Below are 23,250 nucleotides of genomic sequence, written 5' to 3' on the forward strand. Positions count from 1 at the left end.
ACTCTACGCTGCGCCTTCAACCCGCGACAGTGGCGAAAGTTCGCGCTAGCGTCGCAGCCCATGCAGGACCGCTTTACCGATGTCCCCGGCCTGAACGTCGGCCACGCAAGCGATGCCGTCGCGCGAACCGGGGTCACTGTCGTCCTGCCCGACGCCCCGGTGACGATGGGCGTCGCGGTGCGCGGCGGGGCGCCGGGCACGCGCGAGACCGACGCGCTCGCCCCCGACACGCTGGTCGAGCGCGTTCATGCGCTGGTCTTGAGCGGCGGTTCGGTGTTCGGGCTGGCAGCGGCGGACGCGGTGGCGGTTGAACTGTCGCGGCTCGGCATCGGCTTGGATGCGGGCCCGCTCAAGGTACCCGTGGTGCCGGCGGCGATCCTGTTCGACCTCTTCAACGGCGGCGCCAAGGACTGGGCCGAGCCGCCGTATCGCGCGCTGGCCCTCGCGGCGCTCGACGACGCGACCGACATGTCCGGACAAATCGGCGCCGGCGCAGGCGCGACGGCGGGCAGCCGCCCGGGCGGCATCGGCACGGCATCGACGCGGCATGGTGGCTACACCATCGGCGCGCTGATCGCGGTCAACAGCTTCGGCGAAGTCTATGCCGGCGAACCCCCGTCAGGAGATGTGCCGCTGCCCAAGCTGCGCGCCGGCCAGGGCCTCGCGGGCCGCGAGAACACCACGATCGGCGCGATCGCCACCGATGCGCCGCTGACCCGCGCGCAGTCGACGCGGCTGGCGGGCATGGCGCACGACGGGCTGGCGCGCTGTATCCGGCCGATCCACACGATGTTCGACGGCGACTGCCTGTTCGCGCTGTCGACCGCACCCGCCGGCGAGCCGCCGGTCGACGCCGTGACTTTGTCGATCCTCGGCACGCTGGCCGCCGACATGGTGGTGCGGGCCGTTCGCCGAGCGGTCTTCGCGGCCTAGCGCGGCGTCCGCAGGGCCTCGACCCGGTCGATCGCAGCGCCAAGACGCTTCAGCGGTGCCGACACGTCCTCGCCCGCTGCACCGCGCCGCGCCAGATCGCCCGCCAGCGCATCGAGCCGGTCGCGCAGGTCGCCCGCCTGGCTCGCGAGCCGCGCCGCGCGGGTCGCCTCGACCTCGGCGGTCGCGCCCGCTTCGGTCGATGCCGCCTGCCCGCCCGCGGCCGATGTCGCCGCCGTGCTCGCTTTACGCTGTGTCGCGATGCGCGCCGCGAGCGCGGTGATGTCGCGCTCGAGGCTCGACAGGCGCGCCTCGGCATCGCTCGTCGCCGCGCTGCGCGGTGCGGGGGGTGCTTCGGCAGTGGCGGCGGTGATCGCGGGCCGCTGCACCAGCGGCTGCACCTCGCCCGGCCGCGTCGCCAGGCTGGGCCAGCTTTCATTGCCCGAGGACGCACAACCGCCGAGCGCCAGCAGCAGGATCAGGGAGCGATGGATCATGCCCGACTTCGTAGAACCGCACCCAGCCCCCGGCAACCGCTTGCATCGCACGCGAATGCCGCGTAACGGCAGCCGCCACGCGCCCGTAGCTCAGCTGGATAGAGCATCAGACTACGAATCTGAGGGTCGGACGTTCGAATCGTTCCGGGCGCACCATTTTCCCTGAAAACTAATGCTGCTGTCGGATGCCCACAGGGCTCCGACGGCATGCCCAGACGGCTAGCGCCCGCGCCTCACCCCGTTCGCCAGCATGCCGATCGTACTCGCGACGAGCAGCACGTTCAGCGTCATCGCCACGATGACCGCGACCCAGCCGATGGCTTCCGACTGGATCCCGCACAGGTTGCGCACATCCCACAGGCGTGGCTCTAGGCTCTGGTTGAAGGCCCACATCGCATATTGCATCTGCGGCGTTTCGATCTGCGCATGGGCGTAGAGAGTGAGTGCGGTGCCGAGGACCAAGCCCGTCCAGCGCAGCCAGTAGAGGCGCGCGGGGCCGAGCAGCGCGAAGATCAGGATCGGGTAGGCGATCAGGCTGAAGGTGAAGGGGGTCACGTCGGGGCGGAACGGCCAGCCGCTATGGTCGACGCGCAGGACGTGATCGATATGGTGGAGCAGGCCGACGGCGATCGTCGCCATCAGCAGGCGGGCGGTCAGGGGCGCCAGGCCAGTGCCCGCATCGATCCGATGCATCGTCATGCCTCCCCTCGCTTCCCAGTGTTCGCCCGCGCCGCGCGACACACCAGCATGGCCGCGATCGGCTGCACCACCCCGCAGACGATCGACAAAGAATAGCCGAGCGCCTTCGGATCGCCGAACAGCGTGTCGGTCAGTAGCGCGACCGACAGGGGACCGAGCAGCAGCCCGATTAGGCCGATGCTGAGATAATAGAGCGCGGCGACCTGGCCGCGCAGCTGGTTGGGCGTGACGTGCTGGATTGCCGCGATCGACGCGCCCGTCGGCAGCGCGAAGCAGAAGGCGACGGGGCCGAGCAGCGCCAGCACCACCCAGGCGTTGGTGGCAAGCGGCGCGACGATGCCGAACGGGATCAGCGCGGTCACGCCGATCGCCGCGACGCGTAGATTATAGTTGGCGACGCCCCGCTTCGCGAAATGGGCCGCGAGCCGCCCGCCCGCGACCGCGCCGCTGCTGCCGAACACGATGAACAACAGGCCGTAGCGCAGGCCGACGTCCGCCGCGCTCCAACCGTGCAGGCGGGTGAACAGCGCCGGCACCCAGCTGAGGATCGCGTACGACACCAGCCCGAACAGCGCGATACCGGCGAACTGGTTGCCCAGCTGGACGCGCTCGCGCCACAGGAAGGCGAACAGCTCGCCGCGCGTCGCGAGCCGGGTGGCCGCGGCTTCGCGCCGGGCGGGCTCGGGCAGCAGGAGGATTGCCAACGCGACGACCAGCCCGCCAAGGCCCACGAGCAGCAGCACCGCCTGCCACGGCGCTGTCGGCCCGATCAGCGGCAACACGAGCGGCCCGGCGCGGCCGATCAGGCCGATCACCAGCCCGCCCGCGAGCAGCGACAGCCCGACGCCGAACGACGCCCCCATCGCATAGACTGACATCGCCAGCGCCCGGCGTTCGGGCGGGAACAGGTCGGCGATCAGCGACGCCGCCCCCGGCGACAGCGCCGCCTCGCCGACGCCGACGCCCAGCCGCGCGGCGAACAGCTGCGCGAAGCTGCCCGCCAGCCCGCACGCCGCGGTCATCAGGCACCACAAAGTGCACCCCAGCCCGATGATCCATTTGCGCGAAAATCGGTCGACCGCCCAGCCGAAGGGCACGCCGAGCAAGGTGTAGAACAGCCCGAACGCCGCCCCCTGGAGCAGCGCGATCTGGGTGTCGCTGATCTGCAGGTCGGCCTTGATCGGCTCGATCAGCAGGCTGAGAATCGTGCGGTCGACGAACGACACGAGATAGGCGAGGTTGAGGACCGCGACCGTGCCCCACGCCTGCAGCGGCGCGGGCCAGCGGTCGGGCGGCGCGGCGGTCAGAAGCTCGCTTTCAGCGTCAGCGCGATTGTGCGCGGCTCGCCGAGGTAGCGGCCCAGCGTCGAGACGCCCTGCGTGACATAGACCTTGTCGGTCAGGTTCTGGCCGCTGAGCAGCAGCTTCCATTTGCCGTCGCTGGCGCCGAAGCCGATCGACGCGTCGAGCAGCCCGTACGAAGGCGCCAGGATATTCAGATTGTTCGCGGTGTTCCGGTAGATCTCGTCGGTCCAGCGGTAGTTGGCGACGAGATAGGCGCTCAGCCGCTCGGTGACCGGCGTGTCGAAGCTGCCGCCGACCTTGAATTGCGCGCGCGGCGCATGCTTCAGGCGGATCGCGGTCGGGATGCCCTGCGGCTGGCGCGTCCATTCGTCGTGGAGCAGCCCGAGCAGGCCGTAGAGGCTGAGGCCCCGGGTCGGGCGCACCGTCGCCTCGACCTCCGCGCCGTAGAATTTGGCGTCGCCCGACACGACGGTGAAACTGCCGTTGCCGCCGAGCACGCTCGACTGCAGGTTCGAATAATTCGCCAGGAAGACGCTGCCGTTCAATGTCGCGACGCGGTCGAACAGTTCGCTCTTGATGCCCGCCTCGTAGCTGTTGACCGTCTCCGACGAGAACTGGCCCGAGACCTGCGCGACGCTGGTCGGGCGCGCCGCGGCGAACCCGCCCGCCTTGTAGCCCTTCGACCAGGAGGCGTAGGCCAGGACGTCGGGACCCAGCTTGTAGTCGATGCCGATCTTGGGCGTGAACTTGCTGTCGGAGAACCGGTTGTCGCCCGTCGCGTCGTTGAGCACCACCGAGGGCACGGTGGCGGTCGGCGTCAGGAAGAACTGGCGGTCGATGCGCTTTCGGTCCTTGCTGATCCGCGCGCCCAGCGTGATCGTCAGCCCGTCGAGCGGCTTGGCATAGACCTCGGCATAGGCGGCATAGCTCTGCGCCTTCTGCGTATCGAAGTTGCGGAAGCCCGAGAAGGTCGCGTCCTGGTCGATCTTCTCGTTGAAATAATAGACGCCGGTGACGAAATCGACCGACCCGCCGAGGTCGGAGGCGAACTGCACCTCCTGGCTGAACTGGCGCTGGTCGAGATACTGGATCAGGTTGAAGGGTGCCGCCGGATTGCCCGACAGGTCGATCGCGACGTCGTCGCTGAACGTCCGGTAGCCGGTGATCGCGCGGACCGAACCCTTGCCGGTGTCGTACTCGATCGTCGCGTTCGACCCGAACCCGCTGAAGCGGTTGATGTCGGGAGCGCCGAAGCCGGTGCGGCGCGGCCCAAAGCGGTACGGGCAGACGACGGTGATCGCGGTGACCGGCGGGACGATCAGCCCGGTGCAGTTGGTCGAGATGATCGCCTGCGGCCCCGACCGGTTCCGCGACACGTCGGCGCTGAGGTAGATACTCAGCGCGTCGTCGGGGGCATAGAGCGCCGACAGCCGCGCCGACTGGCTGTCGATGCCGTTGGCGCGGCGGCCGGTATCGGCGCCGGTCGCATCGACGAGGCGGGCCCAGCCGCGCTGGTCGCGCGACCCGCCGTCGGCCTTGATCGCCAGCTTGCCGTCGATCAGCGGCACCGACGCCGTCGCGGTCACGTCGAAGCGGTCGTAAGTGCCGAAGGTCACCGCGCCCGACACGCTCATGTCGTTCAGGTCGGGCCGCCGGGTCACATACTTGATCGCGCCGCCCGAGGAGTTGCGGCCGTATAGCGTCCCCTGCGGCCCGCGCAGCACCTCGATCCGCTCGAAGTCGAGCACGTCGAGGACGCCGCCGATCTGGCGCCCGATATAGACGTCGTCGAGGTAGATGCCGATCGACGGCTCCCCCGTGAACGAGCTGTCGTCCTGCCCGACGCCGCGCAGATAGACCTGCGCCCCCGTCGTCGTGCCGGTGTTGCGCACCACGGTCAGGTTGGGCACGCCGAGGTTCAAGTCCTCGAGGTCGACGACCTGCTGGCGCTCGAACTCGGCCTGGCCGAAGGCGGTGACGGCGAGGGGCACGTCCTGGACGCTTTCCGACCGCCGCCGCGCGGTGACGACGATGTCGCTCTGCTCGGTGCTCGCGGTTTCGGGCGCGACGGGGGCGGTCTGCGCCGCCGCCGGTGCAGCGAGCGATGCGAGCAGGATCGCGGTTCCGGCCAGATGAATGTGTTTCACGTCGCGTCCCCCCGCGGCGAGCATCGCCGTTTGTGACAGTCAGGCTATGGCGAGCGGCGGTGCGACTCGACTAACCAGCGGGTGAAAGTGAATAGCTGTTGGTTATCGTGCCGTGTCGGCGGCGCAGACGCTGCGGACGATCTGGATCATGTTGCGCGCCGCGAGCTGCAGCGGGCTGCGCTTCCGCGTCGTGATGAACGCCGGGCGTACATCGCCGAACCCGGCAAGCGGGATTTCGAACAACAGCCCGGCTTCCGCCTCCATCGCGTACAGCTCGCGGCCCAGCAGGCAGACGAACGGCCCGGTGTTCAGCAGTCCCTTCGCGAGCAGCTCGGAATCGGTGTTGACCACGTCGGTCGGCGGCGGCAGCCCCGCGGCGAGATAGCTGCCGCGGATATAGTCCCACAGGCCGCTGCGCCCCGACACCAGCCAGGGATAGCCCGCGACGTCGGCGAGCGACTGGGGCCGCTGCGCGATCAGCGGATGGCCACGCCCGACGACGATCGAGTCGACCTCATCGAACAATTTCTCCTGCGCCAGGTCGCCATCGACCGACAGCGCCAGCGGCGGCGCGCTGACGACGAAGTCGTATTCGCCGTTCTGCAGCGCCGGGAACAGCACCCCCGACATGCCGACGTCGACCGAGACCGAAATGCCCGGCCAGCGCCGGCGATAGCGCTCGATCGCCAGCGGCAGGATGCGCGACGCGAAGCTGATCCCCGCGCCGATCGCCAGCCGACCTTTTCGCGCGCCGCGCATCGCATCGAGTTCGGCCCGCGCCAGCCGTCCCTCCGCGAGCATCAGCTTGGCGCGCGTCGCGAGGCGCAGCGCATAGCGCGTCGGCTCGGCGCCGAACTGTCCGCGCTCGAACAGCCGGACGCCGAGATCGTCCTCCAGCGCCTTGATGCTCTTGCTGACTGCTGGCTGGCTGATCCCCAGGCTCTGCGCGGCGCGCGCGAAATGCCCGGTCTCGAGCACCGCGAGGAAATATTTGAGCTTGACCAGATCCACGGGCACCCCTCCCCGCTCAATACCGCGCGGTTATCGAACTTATGCAAGCGGTGATTGGTCGGTTCGGGCACTCGCGCGCTAGTGCGGACGGCGAAGCGGAGAGACGAAGATGCAGAGTGCGTTGGCCCAGGCGATGCCGTCGATGGCGCGGCATGAGGGCGTCTGGGAGGGCATCTACCGCCACGTCGATCTGGACGGCGTGCTGCTCGACACGCACCGCGTCACGGTGCGCTGCGAACTGCCCGACGACGGGCCCTACCCCTATATCCAGCACAACCACTTCGTCTGGGAAGACGGCCGCGAGCATCGCGCGACGCTGCCCGGCATTCTGCGCGACGGGCGGCTGTGGTGGGACGTCGAGACCTTCCACGGCTACTCGTGGGAGACGCTCGACGGCATCCTGATGCTCAACCTGACCCGCAAGGACGAGGCGGGCGCGAACTTCTTCGAGATGATCACGCTAGGGTCGACGGGCGAGCACCGGTCGCGCACGTGGCAGTGGTTCCGCGACGGCAAATTGTACAAGCGCACCTTGTGCGACGAGCGCCTGGTGTCACGGTCCTGACGTGGCGACCGAGGCCCAGCCGAAGGCGATCTTGCCAGGGAGTGGGGGCTGCTGGGGATACGCGACATCCTAGCCGAGGCTGATGCCTGCCGCGGCGGCGGCCTTGCCGACGAACTTCATGACCTGCGCGCCGCCGTTCTCGTAGACCTTCTGTCCGGCGGGGTCGGAGATTTCGGCCCACGCCGCGGCGACCGCCTCGGCGGTGCAGTTCGCCGGATCGAGGTGGATGCCCTCGGTCTCGTTGATCAGGGTCCGCGAGAAACCGCCGGCGGTGGCGCACAGGATGGCGCGCGAAGGCGCGTCCTCACTGACGAGGTACAGCAGTCCCGGCGTGACGCTGCGCGCGTCCATCAGGTCGATCAGCGCAGGCGGCAGCAGGTCCTGCGTCATCCGCGTCGCGGCGCCCGGCGCGAGGGTGTTGACGCGGATATCATTCTTGATGCCCTCAATATGCAGGACGTTCATCAGTCCGATCACCGCCATCTTCGCCGCGCCGTAGTTCGACTGGCCGAAGTTGCCGTAGAGGCCCGACGACGAGCTGGTCATGACGATGCGGCCGTAGTTCGCCGCCTTCATGTGCGGCCAGACCGCCAGCGTGCACACCGCCGCGCCGGTCAGATGGACACGGACGACAGCGTCCCAGTCCGCCAGCGTCATCTTCGAGAACGTCCGGTCGCGCAGGATGCCGGCGTTGTTGACCAGAATGTCGACCCGCCCCCAATCGCGCATCGCCTTGTCGACCATGTCGGCGACCTGCTCGGCATTGGCGACGTCGGCGCCGTGCGCGAAGGCGGTACCGCCCGCCGCCTCGATCAGCGCGACGGTCTCCTCGGCAGGCGCGGAGGATCCGCCCGCCCCGTCGAGACCACCGCCGAAATCGTTGACGACGACCTTGGCACCGCGTGCCGCGAGCCCCAGCGCATGTTCGCGGCCGAGCCCCGCGCCGGCACCAGTCACGATCGCCACGCGGTCGTCGAAACGGATCATCACAGGCTCCCCAGGTCGATCAACTAAACAGATGTTCAGTTATAGGCGCGCGCGGCAGGTGTCCAGAGTGGCGGCCTGCCGGTAGCCCGCGCGGATCTCGCCCAGCGCATCCTCGTAAGTGACGCGCGGCTGCCAGCCGAGCTCGCGGCGGATGCGTGACGCGTCGATGCGGTTGTCGAAGCCGACGAGGTTGAGCCCTTCGAGCGACGGCAGCGCCGGGTCGCGCGGCTCGACCAACTCGGCTGGGTCCTCGTTGGCGGCGACGGCGGCCAGCATATCGGCGAGCGGGATCGCCGGCGGCGGCGGCCGGTCGACGATCGCCGCCATGTCGTCGGCGAAGCGCTGCCACGTGACGCCGCTGCCGTCGCAGACGTTGTAAGTCCGCCCGACGGCGGCGTCGCTGGTGCCTGCGAGGAACAGCGCGTCGGCGAGGTTCTCGACATAGACGAGGCCGGCGTCGTTGCGCTCGGCTGCGCCGAACACCGCCCCGCCGGTCGCGGCGAAGGCGTCGAGCAATTTGTCGCCCCAGGCGCTCGCGCCGCCGACGCCGTAGACGTTGGCCGGGCGGACCAGCGTCAGCGCCATGCCGGTCCGCGCAGCGATTTCGAGCGCGATCTGCTCCTGCCCCTGCTTGGCTCGGCCATAGGCCCCCGCCCAGGGGCCGTGCCCGTCGTCCTCGCGGCACGTCCGGGTCTGGATCAGCGTGCCGTAGACCGCGATCGACGAGGCGACCACGGCCCGGCCGCCCTGCGCCGCGACGGCCTCGCAGACATGCCGTGTGCCCTCGACGATCGTGTCCCATTGCCATTGGTAGCGGCCCGCGACGCCGACCGGGGCGGCGAGGTGAATGGCCAGCTCGCAGCCCCTGGCAGCATCGGCGACGGCGGCGCGGTCGGCTAGGTCGCCGTGCACCATGCGCACCGGCGCGCTCCAGCCCGCGATCGGCGGCTCGCCGGGCAGCGAAAAGCTCGTGACGTCCCACCCGGCACTCAGGAAGCGCTGCACGACGCGCCGGCCGATGAAGCCCGGCCCGCCGGTGACCAGGACGCGGCTCACGCGATCTCGAGCAGTCCGGCGGCGCCCATGCCGGCGCCGACGCACATGGTGACGACGGCGTAGCGGACGCCGCGGCGCTTGCCCTCGATCAGCGCGTGCCCGACGCAGCGCGCGCCGGTCATGCCATAGGGATGCCCGACCGAGATCGCGCCGCCGTTGACGTTGTAGATCGCCGGATCGATGCCCAGCCGGTCGCGGCTGTACAGGCACTGGCTGGCGAAGGCCTCGTTGAGCTCCCACAGCCCGATGTCGGAGACCTTCAGGCCGTGGCGCGCGAGCAGGCGCGGCACCGCGAAGACCGGGCCGATCCCCATCTCGTCGGGCTCGCAGCCCGCCGTCGCGAAGCCGCGGAAGAAGCCGAGCGGCTGGATCCCGCGCTGCGTCGCCGCATCGGCGGGCATCATGATCAGCGCGCTGGCACCGTCGGACTGCTGGCTAGCGTTGCCGGCGGTCACCGTTCGGCCCTCCGCCATCGTCATGCCGTTCTTAAGGACGGGCTTTAGGTTGGCCAGCGTCTCGTAGCTGGTGTCGGGCCGGTTGCACTCGTCGCGGTCGGCCACGACCTCGACCTCGCTGACCGTACCGCTCGCCTTGTCGACGCTCTTCCACATCGTGCGCAGCGGGACGATCTCATCGTCGAACCGGCCCGCTGCCTGCGCCGCGGCGGTGCGTTGCTGGCTTTCGAGCGCGTAGCGGTCCTGCGCTTCGCGCGTCACGCCGTAGCGCTCGGCGACCAGCTCGGCGGTTTCGATCATGCCCATCCACAGCGCGGGCTTGGCCGCGAACAGCGCCGGGTCGGTCGCCTTGTGGGTGTTCATGTGCCCCGAGAGCTGGACCATCGAGATCGACTCGACACCGCCCGCCGCGATAACCGGGACGCCTTCGTTGACGATCCGGCCGGCAGCGATGGCGACCGCCTGCAGGCCCGACGAGCAATAGCGGTTGACCGTCAGGCCGCTCGTTTCGACCGGGCAGCCCGCGGCGATCGCGGCGTTGCGCGCGATGTTGAACCCGGTCGCACCTTCGGGGTGGCCCGAGCCGAGCACGACGTCCTCGACCTCGGCCGGGTCGACACCGGCGCGCGCGATGGCGTGGCGCAGCGCGTGACCCGCCAGCGTGATCGGATGCGTGTCGTTGAAGCTGCCGCGCAGCGACTTGGCGAGCGCAGTGCGGGCGGTGGCGACGATGGCGATGTCGGTCATTTCGGTCTCCCGGCGAAGACGATCCGACTAAACGTCTGTTCAGTTCGGCGCAAGCCGATAGCGATGGCGCGGGCCTGCTGCTACTGCGGCGGCGGAAGGGGCATGACATGGCAAAGGCCGCCGAGATCGTCGAGTTCGCCAAGGGCAAGGACCGGCTCATCCGCACCGCGATGGCGCTGTTCGCGGAGAAGGGCTTCGACGGCGTAACCGTGCGCGACCTCGCCGCGGCGGCCGAGGTCTCGGTCGGCCTGATCAACCATCACTTCGGCTCCAAGGAGGGCCTGCGCGAGGCGGTCGACCGCTATTTCCTCGCGCAGTTCGAGGAGGCGATCACCGACCGCCCGCTCAACGCGCGCGACGCCGAGACGCGCGGCATGGACGCCGTCGTCGAATGGACCGAGCAATGGATCGACCGCCACGTCGGCGACTGGGACCTGTCGAAGGCCTATATGCGCCGCGCCCTGCTCGAGGGCAGCGACTGGGGTGCGCATCTGTTCGAACGCTTCTACCAGGTCGCGCGCACGACCGTCGACCGGATGGACGCCGAGGGCCGCCTGCGCCCCGAAGTCGACCGGCTGTGGCTGCCGCTGCTGATCATCTACATGGAGCTCGGGACGCTGATGCTCGAGCCCTTCGTCGAGAAGGTGCTGGGGCGGTCGGGCTATGACCGGGCGCTGTGGCGGCGGCGGTACCTCGCCTACATCGACCTGATCGCCCGCGGCACCCGGCCGGACCCGGCACCGGAAAACTAAACATTTGCTCAGTGGCGTTGCTGTCGCTTATGGTGGCCCTGCCGCCGGGCGGGAGTGAACAGCCGAGATGACGCGAATTGCCGAGATTGCCGACGCCAATCGCGCGCGATTTGCCCGGCAGCTGGCCTGCACGCGCATCCACGACCTGCTCGCCAGCCACGCCGCCGCGCTGCCCGACGCCGAAGCCGCGATCGATGGCGAGTTGCGCCTGCCCCACGTCGAACTCGCCGCGCGGGTCGACGCGGTCGCGCGCGCACTGGTTGCGTCGGGGATTGCGCCGGGTGACCGCGTCGCGACGATGGTGCCGCCCAGCCTCGACTATTGGCTGACCTACCTGGCGACCGTGTCGATCGGCGCGGTGTGGATGGGGCTCAACCCGCGCTACCAGCTGCCCGAATACCAGTATCTGCTCGACGATGCGGCACCGTCGCTGGTGTTCTGCCGGATCGAATACGAGGGCCGCGCCTACGGCGCCGAGCTGCAGTCGATCGGCGGCGCGGTCGGCACCTTCGTCGCGCTTGGCGATCCGGTCGGGCGCGCGGTGGCGCTCGACACTTTCATGGCGCGCGGCGCGTCGGTCGACGACGCGACGCTCGCGGCGCGCCGCCTTGCCGTCGATCCCGAGGACATCGCGGTCATCGTCTATACCTCGGGGACGACTGGCAAGCCCAAGGGCGCGATGCTGTCGCACCGGGCGATCATGGCGGCGGCGTTGTGCAACCTGTGCTGGATGGCCGACGGGCTCGCCAGCACGATCAGCGTCGCGCCGATCAACCATGTCGGCGCGCTCAACAACGTCTGCATGAACGTCTTCGCCTTCGGCGGCAAAATCGTCTTCCACCACCGCGTCGACCTCGATGCCATCGCACGCATCACCGTGCGCGAGCAGCTGACCTATCTCGTCGCCAGCCCGACGAGCTTCGCGATGTTCGCCGCCCAGCCCGACAACGGCCTGACGCGGCTCGGCAATTACAAGCTGATCGTGTTCGGCGGCGGCGCGACCGCCGAGGCGCTGCTGACCCCCGTCGTCGCCACCGGCGTGCCGATGTACAACGTCTATGGCCAGACCGAGACGTGCGGGATCGTCACCGCGACCGACCGCGGCGCAAGCCCGGCGATCATGGCGGAGACCTTCGGACGCGCGCTGCCCGGCGCCGAAATCCGCATCGCGAATGCTGCCGGCGAGGCGCTGCCGATCGGCGCCACCGGCGAAATCCAGGTTCGCGGTCCCTATTGCATGACGGGCTATTTCGGCCGGCCAGAAGCGACCGCGGAAGCTTTCACCGCAGATGGTTTCCTGCGCACCGGCGACCTGGGCGTCGAGCGCGACGACGGCAATTTCACCTTCGTCGGCCGGCTGAAGGAGATGTTCAAGTCGGGGGGCTACAACATCTACCCGATCGAGATCGAGCTGGCGCTGAACGAGCATCCGGCGGTCGCGATGGCCGCCGTACTGCCCGTGCCGCACCCGGTGTTCCAGGAGGTCGGACACGCCTTCATCGCAACGGCGGACCCGGCGCTCGATGCCGATGCGCTGCGCGACTTCCTCAAGGCGCGGCTGGCCAACTACAAGATTCCAAAGACCTTCAGCTTCGAGGCCGAGCTTCCGTATCTGCCCAACATGAAGATCGACAAGCAGGCGCTGAAACGGCGGCTCGAGGAAAAGCAGGCGGCATGAGCGACGGTCATTTTCGCGAGACGCGCGACGGCGCGGTCGTCACCATCACCCTCGACCGGCTGGAGAAGCGCAACGCGCTGACACCCGCCAGCCTGAAGCAGCTGCAGACCATGGCCGAGGGGCTCGCCGACCGGCCCGAGGTGCGGGCGGTGATTATCCGCGGCGAGGGGCACGACTTCAGCGTCGGTGCGGACATCGGCGGCATGGGCGGCGAGGCGCCGCCGACCGTACAGATCCGGCGCACCGCCGAGCTCGGCGCGCGGCTGATGCGCGCCATCCGCGAGATCCACCAGCCGACGATCTGTGTGATGCAGGGCATCGCGACCGGCGGCGCGACGTGCATCGCGACTGCCTGCGACTTCCGCATCGGCGCACCCGACGCGCGGGTCGGCTACGGCGAGGTCAAGCTGGGCATCAACCTGATGTGGAACGCGCTGCCGCTGGCGATCCACACCGTCGGGCTGGCGCGCGCCAAGCGCATGGTGATGACCGGCGAACTGTTCGACGCGACGACCATGCTCGCCTGGGGCTTCTTCGACGAACTGGTTGAGGCCGGCGCGCACGACGACGCGGCGCGGGCGATGGCCGAGCGCTACGCCGCGCTGCCGCCCGTCGCGGTGCAGATGATCAAGCGCAGCGCCAACGCGGTGGCGGGCGCGCTCGACCAGGCGATCATGCACGCCGACGCCGACCAGTGGCTGCTTGCGACGCGAACGGGCGATTTTCGCGAAGGCGTCGCGGCGTTCTTCGAGAAACGGCCGCCGCGCTTCAGCGGCGCGTAAAGGACCAGCCCCATGCAGAGCGTCACCCCAGCCACCGTGCAGTCGCTGGTCGGTAGCGACCTCGGCGCGTCCGACTGGCTGCTCGTCGACCAGCCGATGGTCGATGCCTTTGCCGAGCTGACCGGCGACCGGCAGTTCATCCATGTCGATCCCGAGCGTGCGCGCTCGACGCCGTTCGGCGGCACGATCGCGCACGGCTTCCTGACGATGTCGCTGATCGCGACGCTGATGCCCGACGGCGTGCCGGTGTTCGAGGGGCTGAAGATGGGGGTCAACTACGGCTTCGACCGCGTCCGCTTCCTGTCCCCCGTGCACGTCGGCAAGCGCGTGCGTGCCCGCCACACGCTGCTCGCGGCCGAGGACAAGGGGGGCGGGCGCTGGCTGACCACGACGCGCGTGACGATCGAGATCGAAGGCGGCGACCGGCCTGCGCTGACCGCCGACTGGCTGGGAATGCAGTACATCTGATCCTCCAACGGGCAAAACAAATGTTCAGTCTTGCATCGGACTGAACAGACGTTTAGTCCTGCGACGTGAGCCGAAACAATTCGGCCGGTTGGGGAGGGCGGTCATGCGGTTCGATATATTGAGGCTTCTCCTGTCGGGCGTGGCGCTAGCGGCGCTCGCCGGCCCCGCGCTGGCACAGACTGCAGCCGAGCCGGAGGACGACGGCGAAATCGTCGTCACCGCGCTCAAGCGCGAGCAGACGCTGCTCAAGGTGCCCGTCTCGATCCAGGCCTTCTCGGGCGCGCAGCTCGAGGAGCAGGGCGCCAAGGAATTGAATGACCTCATCGAATCGATCCCCGGCGCGTCGAGCGTGTCGCGCACCGCACCGGGCTTCGAGACGATCCAGATCCGCGGCATCGCCAGCGGCACCACCGGCGACGCGACCGTCGGCTATTATGTCGACGATGTGCCGTTCAGCGTTCCCAACCTGCAGCTCGCGCCGCCGTCGCGGCTGTTCGATCTCGAGCGCGTCGAGGTGCTGCGCGGGCCGCAGGGCACGCTGTACGGCCAGGGCGCGATGGGCGGCACGATCCGCCTGGTCACCGCCAGCCCCGATTTCGACGAGATCCTGGGCCGCGCCCAGGTCGAGGGCTCGCTGACCGCGGGCGGCGAGCCGAGCTATGCTGTCGACGGCGTGGTCAACGTGCCCGTCGCGCCGGGCGTCGCCGCACTGCGGGTCAGCGGCGGCTATGAGAGCGTCGGCGGCTTCGCCGACCTCGCGCGGCCCAGCGGCACCGGCTTCGCGGTCACCCGCAAGGACGTCAACGACCAGGAGTCGTGGAACATCCGCGCCAAGCTGGGCATCAAGGCGTCGGACGACGTCGGCATCGAGCTCGGCGCGTGGCGTGTCGAGAACACGCTCGACTTCCGCAACACGATGGATACGGCCGATCCGCCCCGGTACAACGACACCACGGGCCCCGACGGCCGCCCCAATTTCGTTAATTCCAACCTGACCCTGTTGTCGGGCGTGATCAACGCCGATCTGGGCTTCGCCAAGCTGACCAGCTCGACGTCGTACATCGACAGCCTGCTCGATTTCGACGCCTCGTTCCTGACCGCGCCGGGGCTCGGCAGCGGCTATCTGCGCAACATCTCGCGCTTCAAGTCGACCGCGTTTACGCAGGAAGTGCGCCTCGCCTCGTCGAGCGACGGGCCGTTCGGCTGGCTGGTCGGCGCCTATTACAGCGACGGCGAAATCGAGAGCGACATCTGCCTCAGCGTCTTCCTGCCGTGCAGCACGGTGTTCAGCGTCAACATCAACAGCTTCGGCACGATCAAGACCAAGGCATGGGCAGTGTTCGGGGAGCTGTCGTACAAGCTGTTCGACGACCGGCTGACCCTGACCGCCGGCGGCCGCCAGTTCCGCGATCGCCGCCGCCTGACGGGCCTCGACCGCAACACCAATGTCCAGACCGCGCAGGGCGACGTCTTCAAGACGTTCAACCCGCGCTTCAACGCGGCCTTCCAGGCCAGCGACAATTTCCTGGTCTATACCAATGTCGCCAAGGGTTTCCGCAGCGGCTCGTTCCAGTCGGCCTCGCAGGCTGCCGCGGCGTCGGCTGCGCTCGGCGTGCCGGTCGACGAGGCGATCCAGCCCGACAAGGTGTGGAGCTACGAAGTCGGCGCCAAGGGCAAGCTGTTCGACGGCTTGGTCTCGCTCGACGCCGCGATCTACCAGATCGACTGGTCGGACATTCAGCTGCAGTCGACAATCTCGGGCGTCGCGACGCTGTCGAACGGCGGCAATGCGCGCAGCAAGGGCATCGACCTGGGCCTGATCATCAAGCCGGTCGGCGGACTGACGCTGCAGCTCGTCGGCAATATCAACGAGACCGAGTTCACCTCGGTCCTGCCGACGATCGTCGCGATCAACCCGCTCGCGGCCCCCGGCTCGCGCATCCCGAACGTGCCCAAGAGCAGCGTGCAGGTCTCGGCCAACTACGCCCACGACCTCACGGCGTGGGACGCCAAGGGCTTCATCAACGGCAGCTATAGTTTCCGGAACACCCAGCTCGATTCGAGCGGGCTCGAATCGGACGAGCTCAACGAGTTCAAACTGCGCGCCGGGATCAGCAAGGCGGGCTGGAAATTCCAGTTGTTCGCCGAGAACCTGACCAACACGCGCGTCGCGCTGACGCGCGCGGCGCTCGGCATCCAGCCCAATTTCCCGCGCCGGCTGGGCGCGCGCTTCAGCATCGATTTCTGACCGGCGCGTGGTGAAGCCCGGCGGCGCCGCGTCGGCGAACTATGCGCTGGTGCTGCTGTCGCTGGTCAGCCTGCTCAACTATCTCGACCGCATGATCATCGCGGTGCTGGTCGAGCCGATCAAGCGCGACCTGAACCTGTCGGACACGCAGGTCGGGCTGGTCGCCGGCTTCGCCTTCGCGCTGCTCTATGCGCTCGCCGGCCTGCCGCTGGCGCGCATCGCCGACCGCGGGTCGCGCGTCGCGCTGGTGTCGGCCTGCCTCGTGGTGTGGAGCGCGATGACTGCGCTGACGGGCTTCGCGCGCAACTTCGTCGAGCTGTTCCTGGCGCGCATGGCGGTGGGGATCGGCGAGGCCGGCTGCGTGCCCGCATCGCACTCGCTGATCGGCGACCTGTTCCCGCCGCATCGCCGCGCCCTCGCCATCGGCATCTTCCAGGCGGGCGGGCTGATCGGCCTGAGCTTCGGCCTCGCCGGCGCGGGCTGGCTTGCCGAACGCTACGGCTGGCGCGTCGCGCTGATGGCGGCGGGGGCGGCGGGGCTACCGCTGGCGCTGCTGCTGTTCCTGACCATGAACGAGCCCCCGCGCGCCGCCGCCGATCCGGCCCCGGCGCGGGAGTCAGCGTTCGCGACGGTGCGCGCACTGTTCGGCCATCCGGCCTTCGTCCACCTCGTCGTCGGCATCTCGATCGGCGCGTTCGCCACCTACGGCATGTCGCAGTGGATTTCGGCCTTCTTCATCCGCAGCCACGGGCTGGGTCTGGCCGAGGTCGGGCTGTACGGCGGGCTCGCGGGCGGCGGCGGCGGGATCGCCGGGGCTATCGCGGGCGGGCTGGCGATGACGCGCCTGCGCCGCCGCGACGAACGCTGGGAACTCTGGCTGCCGGCACTCGCCTATGCAGGCGCCTGGCCGCTGTTCGCCGGGGCGTTCCTGGTGCCGGGCACGCTCGCCGCCTTCACCTTCCAGTTCGCGGCGACCTTCGTCGCGGCGTCGGGGGGTGCCGTCGCGCTCGCCGCGATCCAGAGCTTCGCCGAGCCGCACCGCCGCGCGACCGCCGTGGCGATCATGCTGATGCTCTCCTCGCTGATCGGGCTGGGGGTCGGGCCGGCAGCGGTCGGGGTGGTCAGCGATGCGCTCGCCGCCTCGGCCGGCGTCGACAGCCTGCGCTACGCCCTAGCGCTCGCGACGGCGTTTCTCGGCTGGGCGGCCCTCCACTTCGTCCTCGCGGCGCGCGCCAGCGAGACCGCGTCTGCGCAGCTGGCCAGCGACATCTGAGGCAGTCGCCTTGGCCTGTGGGCCGAAGCCGATCGCCGAGCGCACCACGATGCGCCCGACGCCCTCCTCAGGCAGGATGGTGCGCAAGCCAGTCGATGAGCGCGGCGTTGACGACGTCCGGCTGCTCGCGGTGGACGAAATGGCCGGCCCCGGCGACGCGGCGCACCGACAGGCCGTTCGGGAAATCCTCCTCGCGCATCGCCTGCTCGAACACGTCCGCCGCGATGCAGCCGTCACCGGCACCGCAGATGCCCAGCGTCGGCACCGGGACCGGACCCGCGAACAGCGCCCCCGACGCGACGCCTGCCGCCGACACCGTGTCCATCGCCTGCCGGTACCAGGCGAGCGCCGCCGCCCCGACGCCGCCTCGCGCGAAGCTCCGCTTCATGTCGGCGAGCAGCGGCGCGGGGACTGTCCAGCCCGGCGACCAGCTGCGCCACAGGTCTTCGAGATAGCGCCAGTCGTCGCGCGCGATCGCCTCGTCGGCTTCGGGCTGCTGGAAGAACAGGATGTACGACGAGCGCGCGAGTTGCGCCGGATCGCCGGCGAGGGCGGCGGCGAAGCGCCCGGGATGCGGAACCGCCATGGTGACCAGCGACGCGAGCCGGTCGGGCAGCTTCGCCGCGACGGCATAGGCGATGGTCGCGCCCCAGTCGTGGCCGACGAGGTGGACGCGGCCGCCGCCCAACTGATCGATCCACGCCGCGACATCCTCGACCATGCGGATCGCGTGATAGTCGCCGTCCGCCGGCTGCGCGGCAGGCTCGTAGCCGCGCATCGTGACCGCAACCGCACGATACCCCGCCGCGGCGAGCGCGGGCAGCTGGTCGTCGAAGGTCCGCAGGCTGTCGGGGAAGCCGTGGAGGCACAGCACCACCGGCCCGTCGCCCAGCGCGCGCGCCGAAAAGCGCAAGGGCCCGTTCGACAGCGTCAGCGCCGCCGCCTCGCTCACAGGCGGGCGTCGCTCGACGGATCGATCATGATCTTGGCATGCGCCTCCGGGTCCTCGAGCGCAGCGAATGCGCCGGCGATGCCGTCGAGCCCGACCGTGCCGGTGACCAGCGGCTGCCAGTCGAGCTGGCCCGCCGCGACCGCGTCGAGCGCCGCGGCGAACTCCTCGGGCGCATAATAGAGCACGAACTGCAGGTTGAGCTCCTTCGCGATGGCGATCATCGGGCTGAAGCTCTCCTCGCCCTGCGGGATGCCCGCGACGACGATCTGCGTGCCCACGGGCACGTCGCGGATCGCCTGGGCGAGGACGCCGCGCACACCCGTACAGTCGAACACGACGACCGGCCGGCCCGCGGACAGCGCGGCGAAGGGTGATGCCTCGCGCGGGTGGACCGCGAGGGTCGCCCCCATCTGGAGCGCCAGCGCGCGGCGGCGCGTCGAGAAGTCGGACGCGACGATCGTCTCGACGCCCCGCATGCGCAGCACGGCGGCGACCGCGAGGCCGATCGGCCCGCAGCCCAGGACCACCGCGGCATGGCTGTTGCCGTCGATCCGCGACTTCGCGACCGCGTGAATGCCGATGCCCAGCGGCTCGACCAGCGCCGCCGCTGCGTCGGGCACGCCGTCGGGGATGCGCAGCAACAGCGCCTCGGTCCCCAGGAAATACTCGGCATAGGCGCCGTCGATCTCGACATTGGCGCCGATCGGCGCGGGCGCGCCGTTCTTGAGCAGGAAGGGCACCGAGCAGACCCGGTCGCCGATCTTCAGCGCCTGCGCGGTGCCGGGCCCGAACGCCGCGACCTCGCCGACATATTCATGCCCCAGCACCAGCCCCTTCGTCAGGTCCTGCGCCGGCGCTCCGAGCTCCTCGCCCAGCCTGGCGATCTCGGCGGCGTGCTTGAACAGGTGCAGGTCGGACCCGCAGATGCCGCACAGGCGCGTCTTAAGCAGCACCTCGCCCGGCCCCGGCACCGGCATCGGCCGGGTCTCGACGCTGAAGCTCCGGTCGCGCAGGACCGCCGCGCGCATCGTCATTCGCCGATCACGATCAGCGCGTCGTAGCGATGCCCCATCGCGTCGCACCAGCCGCGGTAGATATCGAGCACCGCGCGCGCATCGAACACCGACAGGATATTGCCGTCGGCGTCGAGATTGACGTTGGCGCCGTGCACCGCGAACCACGCGATCGTGTCGCCCTGCTGATCGGCCGGCGTGCACAGCGTGTGGACCGATCCGGCGGGCTCATAGAGGTACGACCCCGGGCTGTTCATCGCCTCGGGGCTTTCGGCATAGAACCAGCGGCCCTGGTGCGTCACGGCATAGACCTGGCCGGTGTGGTAATGCTTGATCACCTTGTAGCCCGGCGGCAGGCGGTTGTTGGCGATCCAGATGCCCTGGTTCAGGTCGACATGGAGCAGCTGCAGCGCGCTGCCATCGCCCGCCTCCAGCCACGGCAGGTCGCCGATCCCGACATGCAGGGTCTGCTGATCCGATGTCGCCGGGACGACCGGGCGCGCCGCCATCTTGGCCGCGAACACGGCAAGCGCGGGGGGAATCTGCGGATCGGCATCGGCCATCTTCGAAGTCCTTGGTCATCGAACCGGATGAGCCAAACTAAACAACTGTTCAGTCGAGGGCAAGCGCGATATGAGTGCCCGCAACGAACATGGGGCGGCGCATGATGGATCTCGAAACCAACTATCTGGTCATCGGCGCCGGCGCGATGGGCCTCGCCTTCGCCGACACGCTCGTCGCCGAGACTGGGGCGAGCGTGACCATCGTCGACCGTTACGACCAGCCCGGCGGTCACTGGACGCGCGCCTATCCGTTCGTCCGCCTGCACCAGCCGTCGGCGGGTTACGGCGTCAATTCGCGGCCGCTGGGCAATGATGCGATCGACAGCCACGGGCCTAACGCCGGCCTGCTCGAACTCGCCGGCACCGGTGAGATCTGCTCCTATTTCGACCAGGTCATGCAGCAGACGCTGCTGCCCAGCGGACGGGTGCGCTATCTGCCGATGACCGAGCATCTCGGCGGCGGGCGCTGCCGCTCGCTCGTCACCGGCGAGGCCTTCTCAGTCACCGCCAGCCGCCGCATCGTCGACGCGACCTACCAGAACGTCACCGTCCCCGCGATGCGGACGCCGCCCTACGCGATCGACCACGGCGTGACCTGCGTACCGCCCAACGCGCTGACCGCACTCGGCGGCGCGCCCGACCGGTTCACTGTCGTCGGCGCGGGCAAGACCGGCATCGACACCTGCCTGTGGCTGCTGCGCCGCGGCGTCGATCCGCAGCGCCTGACGTGGATCATGCCACGCGACTCGTGGCTGATCGACCGGACGCTGACCCAGCCCGGCCCGGCCTTCGCCGACCGCATCGTGCCCGTGTTGATCGGCCAGCTCGAAGCGGTCGCCGCCGCGACGTCGGTCGAGGACCTCTACACGCGGCTGGAGGCGTGCGGCCGCCTGATCCGGGTCGATCCCACGGTAAAAGCGACGATGTACCGGTGCGCGACCGTCTCCCAGAGCGAACTGGTCGAGCTGCGCCGGATCGAGGACGTCGTCCGCCTCGGCCGCGTCCGCCGCATCGGCGCGACGGCGATCGAGCTGGATGGCGGCTCGGTGCCGACGACCGCAGCGACGCTTCACATCGACTGTTCGGCCGACGGCCTCGAACGGCGGCCCGAGGTGCCGGTGTTCGACGGCGGCGCGATCACGCTCCAGTCGGTACGGACCTGCCAGCAGGTGTTCAGCGCCGCCTTCATCGCCCATGTCGAGGCCGCGTACCCGGACGACGCCGTCAAGAACGACCTCTGCCGCCCGATCGCGCACCCCGACACCGACCTGGATTTCCTGCGCACGACAGTCGCCGACGACGCCAACGAGCGCCGCTGGGCCGAAGACCCGGCGCTGCAATCCTGGCTCGACGGCGCCCGCCTGAACTGGATCCGCCACGTCGGCCCGGCGCTCCCCGAGGAGCCAGCCGCACGCGCCGAGGCCCTCGCCATACGGCGCGCCGTCGTTGCTGCGATGGCGGAAAAGCTGAGGTCGCTGATGTCGACTTAAGAACGAGATCAGTGCAGGCAGGATGCGTAAGCTATTCGGCCCGGGCCGCTGGTGCAGCATTGGTCGAGGGGTTCACGTCATCGAAAGACGCGATCCCGGAACACGTCGACCTTTGCCGGCAACACACGGACGCACCCCAAGAAGCAGGTTCGGCAGATCGCGGACGGCATCGAGCGGTTCGGATTTCCCAACCCGGCACTCGTGGCTGACGTCGCCGCGTCGCGCTCAGGTCGTGACCCAGCTTCCGCCCAGCGCGCGAAAGACGTCGATCTGGGCGCGCGCGATCTGGGCGTCGGCGAGTGCGAGGGCGGCCTCGGTGTCGGCGAAGGTGCGCTCGGCATCGAGTTGCGCCAGGCTGTCGATCTGGCCTTCGCGCTGCTGGGCGCGGGTGATGCGTGCGGCGACGCCGGCTTGGTCGCGCGCTGACTGCAGCGCGGCGCGCCGCTTGAGCACGCCCGCATAGGTCGACAGCGCAGTCTCGGTCTCCTCGAGCGCGGTCAGCACGCGGCCGTCGAAGGTCGCGAGCGCCGCCCGGCTGCCCGCCTCGGCGCCTGCAATCCGCGCGCGAGACTTGTCGAAGTTGAGGTTCCAGCTGATCAGGGGGCCGAGCAGCCAGTTGAGCGGACCGGCCCCGAACAGGCTGCCGACCCCCGTGCCGGTCGACCCGATCGACCCGCCCAGCGTGATCCGCGGATAAAGGTCCGCAGTCGCCACGCCGATCCGTGCGGTCGCCGCCGCCAGCCGCCGCTCGGCAGCGCGAACGTCGGGGCGGCGTGCGAGCAGCGCCGCGCCGTCGCCGACCGGGATGGGGACCGCGAGGCGCAGTGTCTCGCTGCGCTGTGCGGCGATCGGCGGCAGGTCGCGGGGGGTGCGGCCGGTCAGCGTCGCAAGGCGGAACAGCGCCGCCTGGCGCTCGGCGGCGATCGTCGGCACCTCGGCCTGGCGCTGGTCGCGCAGCGCCGCGATGCGCGCGGTGTCGAGGCCGGTGGTCAGCCCGACCTGCGCCCGCCGCTGGGTAACGCCGAGCGACCGGTCGAGCAGCGCGACGATGCGCTCGGCCACCGCGAGCTGCTCGGCGCCGGCTGCCGCGTCGGCATAGGCGCGCGTCGTCTCGGCGACGATCGCGACGCGCACCGCGTCGGCATCGGCTTCCGCCGCACCCGCCTCGCCGCGCGCCGCCTCGACGCCGCGCGAGACGCGGCCGAACAGGTCGACCTCGTAGGCGACGTCGAGCCCGGCATCGATCGTCCACGCCTGACGGTCGCCGCCGGGCGCGCGCTGGATTTCGGACGACCGGCCGTAAGTCGCGCCCGCCCCGGCGCTGGCCTGCGGCAGGCGGTCGCCGCGGACTTCGCGCAGGGTGGCGCGCGCCTGCGCCAGCCGTTCGACGGCGACGCGGATATCCGTGTTGGCCGCGAGCGCGTCGGCGATCAGCCCGTCGAGCACGGGGTCGTTGTACAGCCGCCACCAGTCGTCGGCGGCAGCGGCGGTGCTGACCGCCGGGCTGAGCGACACGAACGGCGCCTGTGCGGCAGCCGTTGCCGCCGGGCGAACGTAGTCGGGTCCCGTGGCGCAGGCAGCGAGTACCAGAGCCGAGACGGAAGCGACGAGCAAGCGGACCATGTGCGTCCTC

Annotated in this window: 21 protein-coding genes and 1 tRNA gene; 10 read left to right on the forward strand and 12 right to left on the reverse strand. The window is 69.8% G+C overall.

What is annotated here, in order from left to right; all coding sequences use genetic code 11:
• The first annotated feature begins 60 nt into the window (after positions 1-60).
• Complete coding sequence (locus tag FMM06_RS14775; protein WP_144335094.1) at positions 61-933, forward strand: P1 family peptidase; 873 nt, start codon at positions 61-63, stop codon at positions 931-933.
• On the opposite strand, the gene FMM06_RS14780 is transcribed toward FMM06_RS14775, so the two are convergent.
• Entirely contained in the window at positions 930-1,427 is a 498-nt protein-coding gene (locus FMM06_RS14780) for a hypothetical protein (RefSeq protein WP_144335095.1), read from the reverse strand. The genes FMM06_RS14775 and FMM06_RS14780 overlap by 4 nt on opposite strands.
• 79 nt (positions 1,428-1,506) lie before the next feature.
• Between FMM06_RS14780 and FMM06_RS14785 the strand changes: the two genes are divergently transcribed.
• A tRNA-Arg gene (locus FMM06_RS14785) sits at positions 1,507-1,583 on the forward strand.
• A 63-nt stretch (positions 1,584-1,646) separates the two neighbouring features.
• Here the strand turns inward: FMM06_RS14785 and FMM06_RS14790 are convergent.
• The 4 genes from FMM06_RS14790 to FMM06_RS14805 form a co-directional block, all read right to left on the reverse strand.
• Complete coding sequence (locus FMM06_RS14790) at positions 1,647-2,120, reverse strand: hypothetical protein (RefSeq protein WP_144335096.1); 474 nt, start codon at positions 2,118-2,120, stop codon at positions 1,647-1,649.
• A 2-nt stretch (positions 2,121-2,122) separates the two neighbouring features.
• On the reverse strand, positions 2,123-3,433 hold the full coding sequence (locus tag FMM06_RS14795; protein WP_328591566.1) for an MFS transporter: 1,311 nt from the start codon (positions 3,431-3,433) through the stop codon (positions 2,123-2,125).
• Positions 3,430-5,577 carry a TonB-dependent receptor gene (locus FMM06_RS14800; protein ID WP_185965206.1) on the reverse strand — a complete coding sequence of 716 codons (2,148 nt, stop codon included), beginning with the start codon at positions 5,575-5,577 and terminating at the stop codon, positions 3,430-3,432. Before FMM06_RS14800 ends, FMM06_RS14795 begins: the two co-directional genes overlap by 4 nt.
• Positions 5,578-5,679: 102 nt before the next feature.
• Positions 5,680-6,588: a LysR family transcriptional regulator gene (locus FMM06_RS14805; RefSeq protein WP_144335099.1), complete on the reverse strand. Its 909-nt coding sequence runs from the start codon at positions 6,586-6,588 to the stop codon at positions 5,680-5,682.
• A 109-nt stretch (positions 6,589-6,697) separates the two neighbouring features.
• Here FMM06_RS14805 and FMM06_RS14810 point away from each other — a divergent pair, with 109 nt between their 5' ends.
• On the forward strand, positions 6,698-7,153 hold the full coding sequence (locus FMM06_RS14810) for a hypothetical protein (RefSeq protein ID WP_235889333.1): 456 nt from the start codon (positions 6,698-6,700) through the stop codon (positions 7,151-7,153).
• A gap of 69 nt (positions 7,154-7,222) precedes the next feature.
• Here FMM06_RS14810 and FMM06_RS14815 read toward each other — a convergent pair whose 3' ends face one another.
• Genes FMM06_RS14815 through FMM06_RS14825 form a run of 3 tightly spaced genes read right to left on the reverse strand, consistent with a single transcriptional unit; the run spans position 7,223 to position 10,398 of the window.
• Positions 7,223-8,143, reverse strand: coding sequence for an SDR family NAD(P)-dependent oxidoreductase (locus FMM06_RS14815; RefSeq protein ID WP_185965207.1), 921 nt, complete (start codon positions 8,141-8,143; stop codon positions 7,223-7,225).
• 36 nt (positions 8,144-8,179) lie between these two features.
• Positions 8,180-9,196 carry an NAD-dependent epimerase/dehydratase family protein gene (locus FMM06_RS14820; RefSeq protein WP_185965208.1) on the reverse strand — a complete coding sequence of 339 codons (1,017 nt, stop codon included), beginning with the start codon at positions 9,194-9,196 and terminating at the stop codon, positions 8,180-8,182.
• Positions 9,193-10,398, reverse strand: a complete 1,206-nt coding sequence (locus FMM06_RS14825; protein WP_144335102.1) for an acetyl-CoA C-acyltransferase — start codon at positions 10,396-10,398, stop codon at positions 9,193-9,195. Before FMM06_RS14825 ends, FMM06_RS14820 begins: the two co-directional genes overlap by 4 nt.
• Positions 10,399-10,505: 107 nt before the next feature.
• Between FMM06_RS14825 and FMM06_RS14830 the strand changes: the two genes are divergently transcribed.
• The 6 genes from FMM06_RS14830 to FMM06_RS14855 all read left to right on the forward strand — a co-directional run bounded on the left by FMM06_RS14830 (position 10,506) and on the right by FMM06_RS14855 (position 17,599).
• Positions 10,506-11,150, forward strand: a complete 645-nt coding sequence (locus FMM06_RS14830) for a TetR/AcrR family transcriptional regulator (RefSeq protein WP_144335103.1) — start codon at positions 10,506-10,508, stop codon at positions 11,148-11,150.
• 67 nt (positions 11,151-11,217) lie between these two features.
• Complete coding sequence (locus tag FMM06_RS14835; RefSeq protein ID WP_144335104.1) at positions 11,218-12,828, forward strand: class I adenylate-forming enzyme family protein; 1,611 nt, start codon at positions 11,218-11,220, stop codon at positions 12,826-12,828.
• Positions 12,825-13,610, forward strand: coding sequence for an enoyl-CoA hydratase/isomerase family protein (locus tag FMM06_RS14840; RefSeq protein WP_144335105.1), 786 nt, complete (start codon positions 12,825-12,827; stop codon positions 13,608-13,610). The genes FMM06_RS14835 and FMM06_RS14840 overlap by 4 nt, the downstream gene beginning before the upstream one ends.
• 12 nt (positions 13,611-13,622) lie before the next feature.
• Positions 13,623-14,078 (forward strand): MaoC family dehydratase, encoded by a 456-nt coding sequence (locus tag FMM06_RS14845; protein ID WP_144335106.1) that lies wholly within the window; start codon positions 13,623-13,625, stop codon positions 14,076-14,078.
• 103 nt (positions 14,079-14,181) lie between these two features.
• Entirely contained in the window at positions 14,182-16,326 is a 2,145-nt protein-coding gene (locus FMM06_RS14850; RefSeq protein WP_144335107.1) for a TonB-dependent receptor, read from the forward strand.
• A 7-nt stretch (positions 16,327-16,333) separates the two neighbouring features.
• Positions 16,334-17,599 carry a spinster family MFS transporter gene (locus FMM06_RS14855; RefSeq protein WP_185965209.1) on the forward strand — a complete coding sequence of 422 codons (1,266 nt, stop codon included), beginning with the start codon at positions 16,334-16,336 and terminating at the stop codon, positions 17,597-17,599.
• A 67-nt stretch (positions 17,600-17,666) separates the two neighbouring features.
• On the opposite strand, the gene FMM06_RS14860 is transcribed toward FMM06_RS14855, so the two are convergent.
• The 3 genes from FMM06_RS14860 to FMM06_RS14870 are packed head-to-tail and all read right to left on the reverse strand — an operon-like array spanning position 17,667 to position 20,127.
• The gene (locus tag FMM06_RS14860; protein WP_144335109.1) at positions 17,667-18,551 is read right to left on the reverse strand and encodes an alpha/beta fold hydrolase; all 885 of its coding nucleotides are present in this window, start codon (positions 18,549-18,551) and stop codon (positions 17,667-17,669) included.
• Positions 18,548-19,579: a zinc-binding dehydrogenase gene (locus FMM06_RS14865; protein WP_185965210.1), complete on the reverse strand. Its 1,032-nt coding sequence runs from the start codon at positions 19,577-19,579 to the stop codon at positions 18,548-18,550. The genes FMM06_RS14860 and FMM06_RS14865 overlap by 4 nt, the downstream gene beginning before the upstream one ends.
• Before the next feature lie 2 nt (positions 19,580-19,581).
• Positions 19,582-20,127, reverse strand: coding sequence for a 2,4'-dihydroxyacetophenone dioxygenase family protein (locus tag FMM06_RS14870; protein ID WP_144335111.1), 546 nt, complete (start codon positions 20,125-20,127; stop codon positions 19,582-19,584).
• A gap of 101 nt (positions 20,128-20,228) precedes the next feature.
• On the opposite strand from FMM06_RS14870, the gene FMM06_RS14875 reads away from it, so the two are divergent.
• Positions 20,229-21,617 (forward strand): NAD(P)-binding protein, encoded by a 1,389-nt coding sequence (locus FMM06_RS14875; RefSeq protein WP_144335112.1) that lies wholly within the window; start codon positions 20,229-20,231, stop codon positions 21,615-21,617.
• 225 nt (positions 21,618-21,842) lie between these two features.
• Here FMM06_RS14875 and FMM06_RS14880 read toward each other — a convergent pair whose 3' ends face one another.
• The gene (locus FMM06_RS14880) at positions 21,843-23,240 is read right to left on the reverse strand and encodes an efflux transporter outer membrane subunit (protein WP_144335113.1); all 1,398 of its coding nucleotides are present in this window, start codon (positions 23,238-23,240) and stop codon (positions 21,843-21,845) included.
• Positions 23,241-23,250: the final 10 nt, after the last annotated feature.

The organism is Glacieibacterium frigidum (assembly GCF_007097155.1).
In the GTDB taxonomy this organism is placed as follows: Bacteria; Pseudomonadota; Alphaproteobacteria; order Sphingomonadales; family Sphingomonadaceae; genus Glacieibacterium; species Glacieibacterium frigidum.

Coding starts and splice junctions, on each gene's coding strand:
- FMM06_RS14775 (WP_144335094.1), top strand. CDS start 61: ATGCAGGACCGCTTTACCGATGTCCCCGGCCTGAACGTCGGCCACGCA.
- FMM06_RS14780 (WP_144335095.1), bottom strand. CDS start 1,427: ATGATCCATCGCTCCCTGATCCTGCTGCTGGCGCTCGGCGGTTGTGCG.
- FMM06_RS14790 (WP_144335096.1), bottom strand. CDS start 2,120: ATGCATCGGATCGATGCGGGCACTGGCCTGGCGCCCCTGACCGCCCGC.
- FMM06_RS14810 (WP_235889333.1), top strand. CDS start 6,698: ATGCAGAGTGCGTTGGCCCAGGCGATGCCGTCGATGGCGCGGCATGAG.
- FMM06_RS14825 (WP_144335102.1), bottom strand. CDS start 10,398: ATGACCGACATCGCCATCGTCGCCACCGCCCGCACTGCGCTCGCCAAG.
- FMM06_RS14830 (WP_144335103.1), top strand. CDS start 10,506: ATGGCAAAGGCCGCCGAGATCGTCGAGTTCGCCAAGGGCAAGGACCGG.
- FMM06_RS14835 (WP_144335104.1), top strand. CDS start 11,218: ATGACGCGAATTGCCGAGATTGCCGACGCCAATCGCGCGCGATTTGCC.
- FMM06_RS14840 (WP_144335105.1), top strand. CDS start 12,825: ATGAGCGACGGTCATTTTCGCGAGACGCGCGACGGCGCGGTCGTCACC.
- FMM06_RS14845 (WP_144335106.1), top strand. CDS start 13,623: ATGCAGAGCGTCACCCCAGCCACCGTGCAGTCGCTGGTCGGTAGCGAC.
- FMM06_RS14850 (WP_144335107.1), top strand. CDS start 14,182: ATGCGGTTCGATATATTGAGGCTTCTCCTGTCGGGCGTGGCGCTAGCG.
- FMM06_RS14865 (WP_185965210.1), bottom strand. CDS start 19,579: ATGCGCGCGGCGGTCCTGCGCGACCGGAGCTTCAGCGTCGAGACCCGG.
- FMM06_RS14870 (WP_144335111.1), bottom strand. CDS start 20,127: ATGGCCGATGCCGATCCGCAGATTCCCCCCGCGCTTGCCGTGTTCGCG.
- FMM06_RS14875 (WP_144335112.1), top strand. CDS start 20,229: ATGATGGATCTCGAAACCAACTATCTGGTCATCGGCGCCGGCGCGATG.
- FMM06_RS14880 (WP_144335113.1), bottom strand. CDS start 23,240: ATGGTCCGCTTGCTCGTCGCTTCCGTCTCGGCTCTGGTACTCGCTGCC.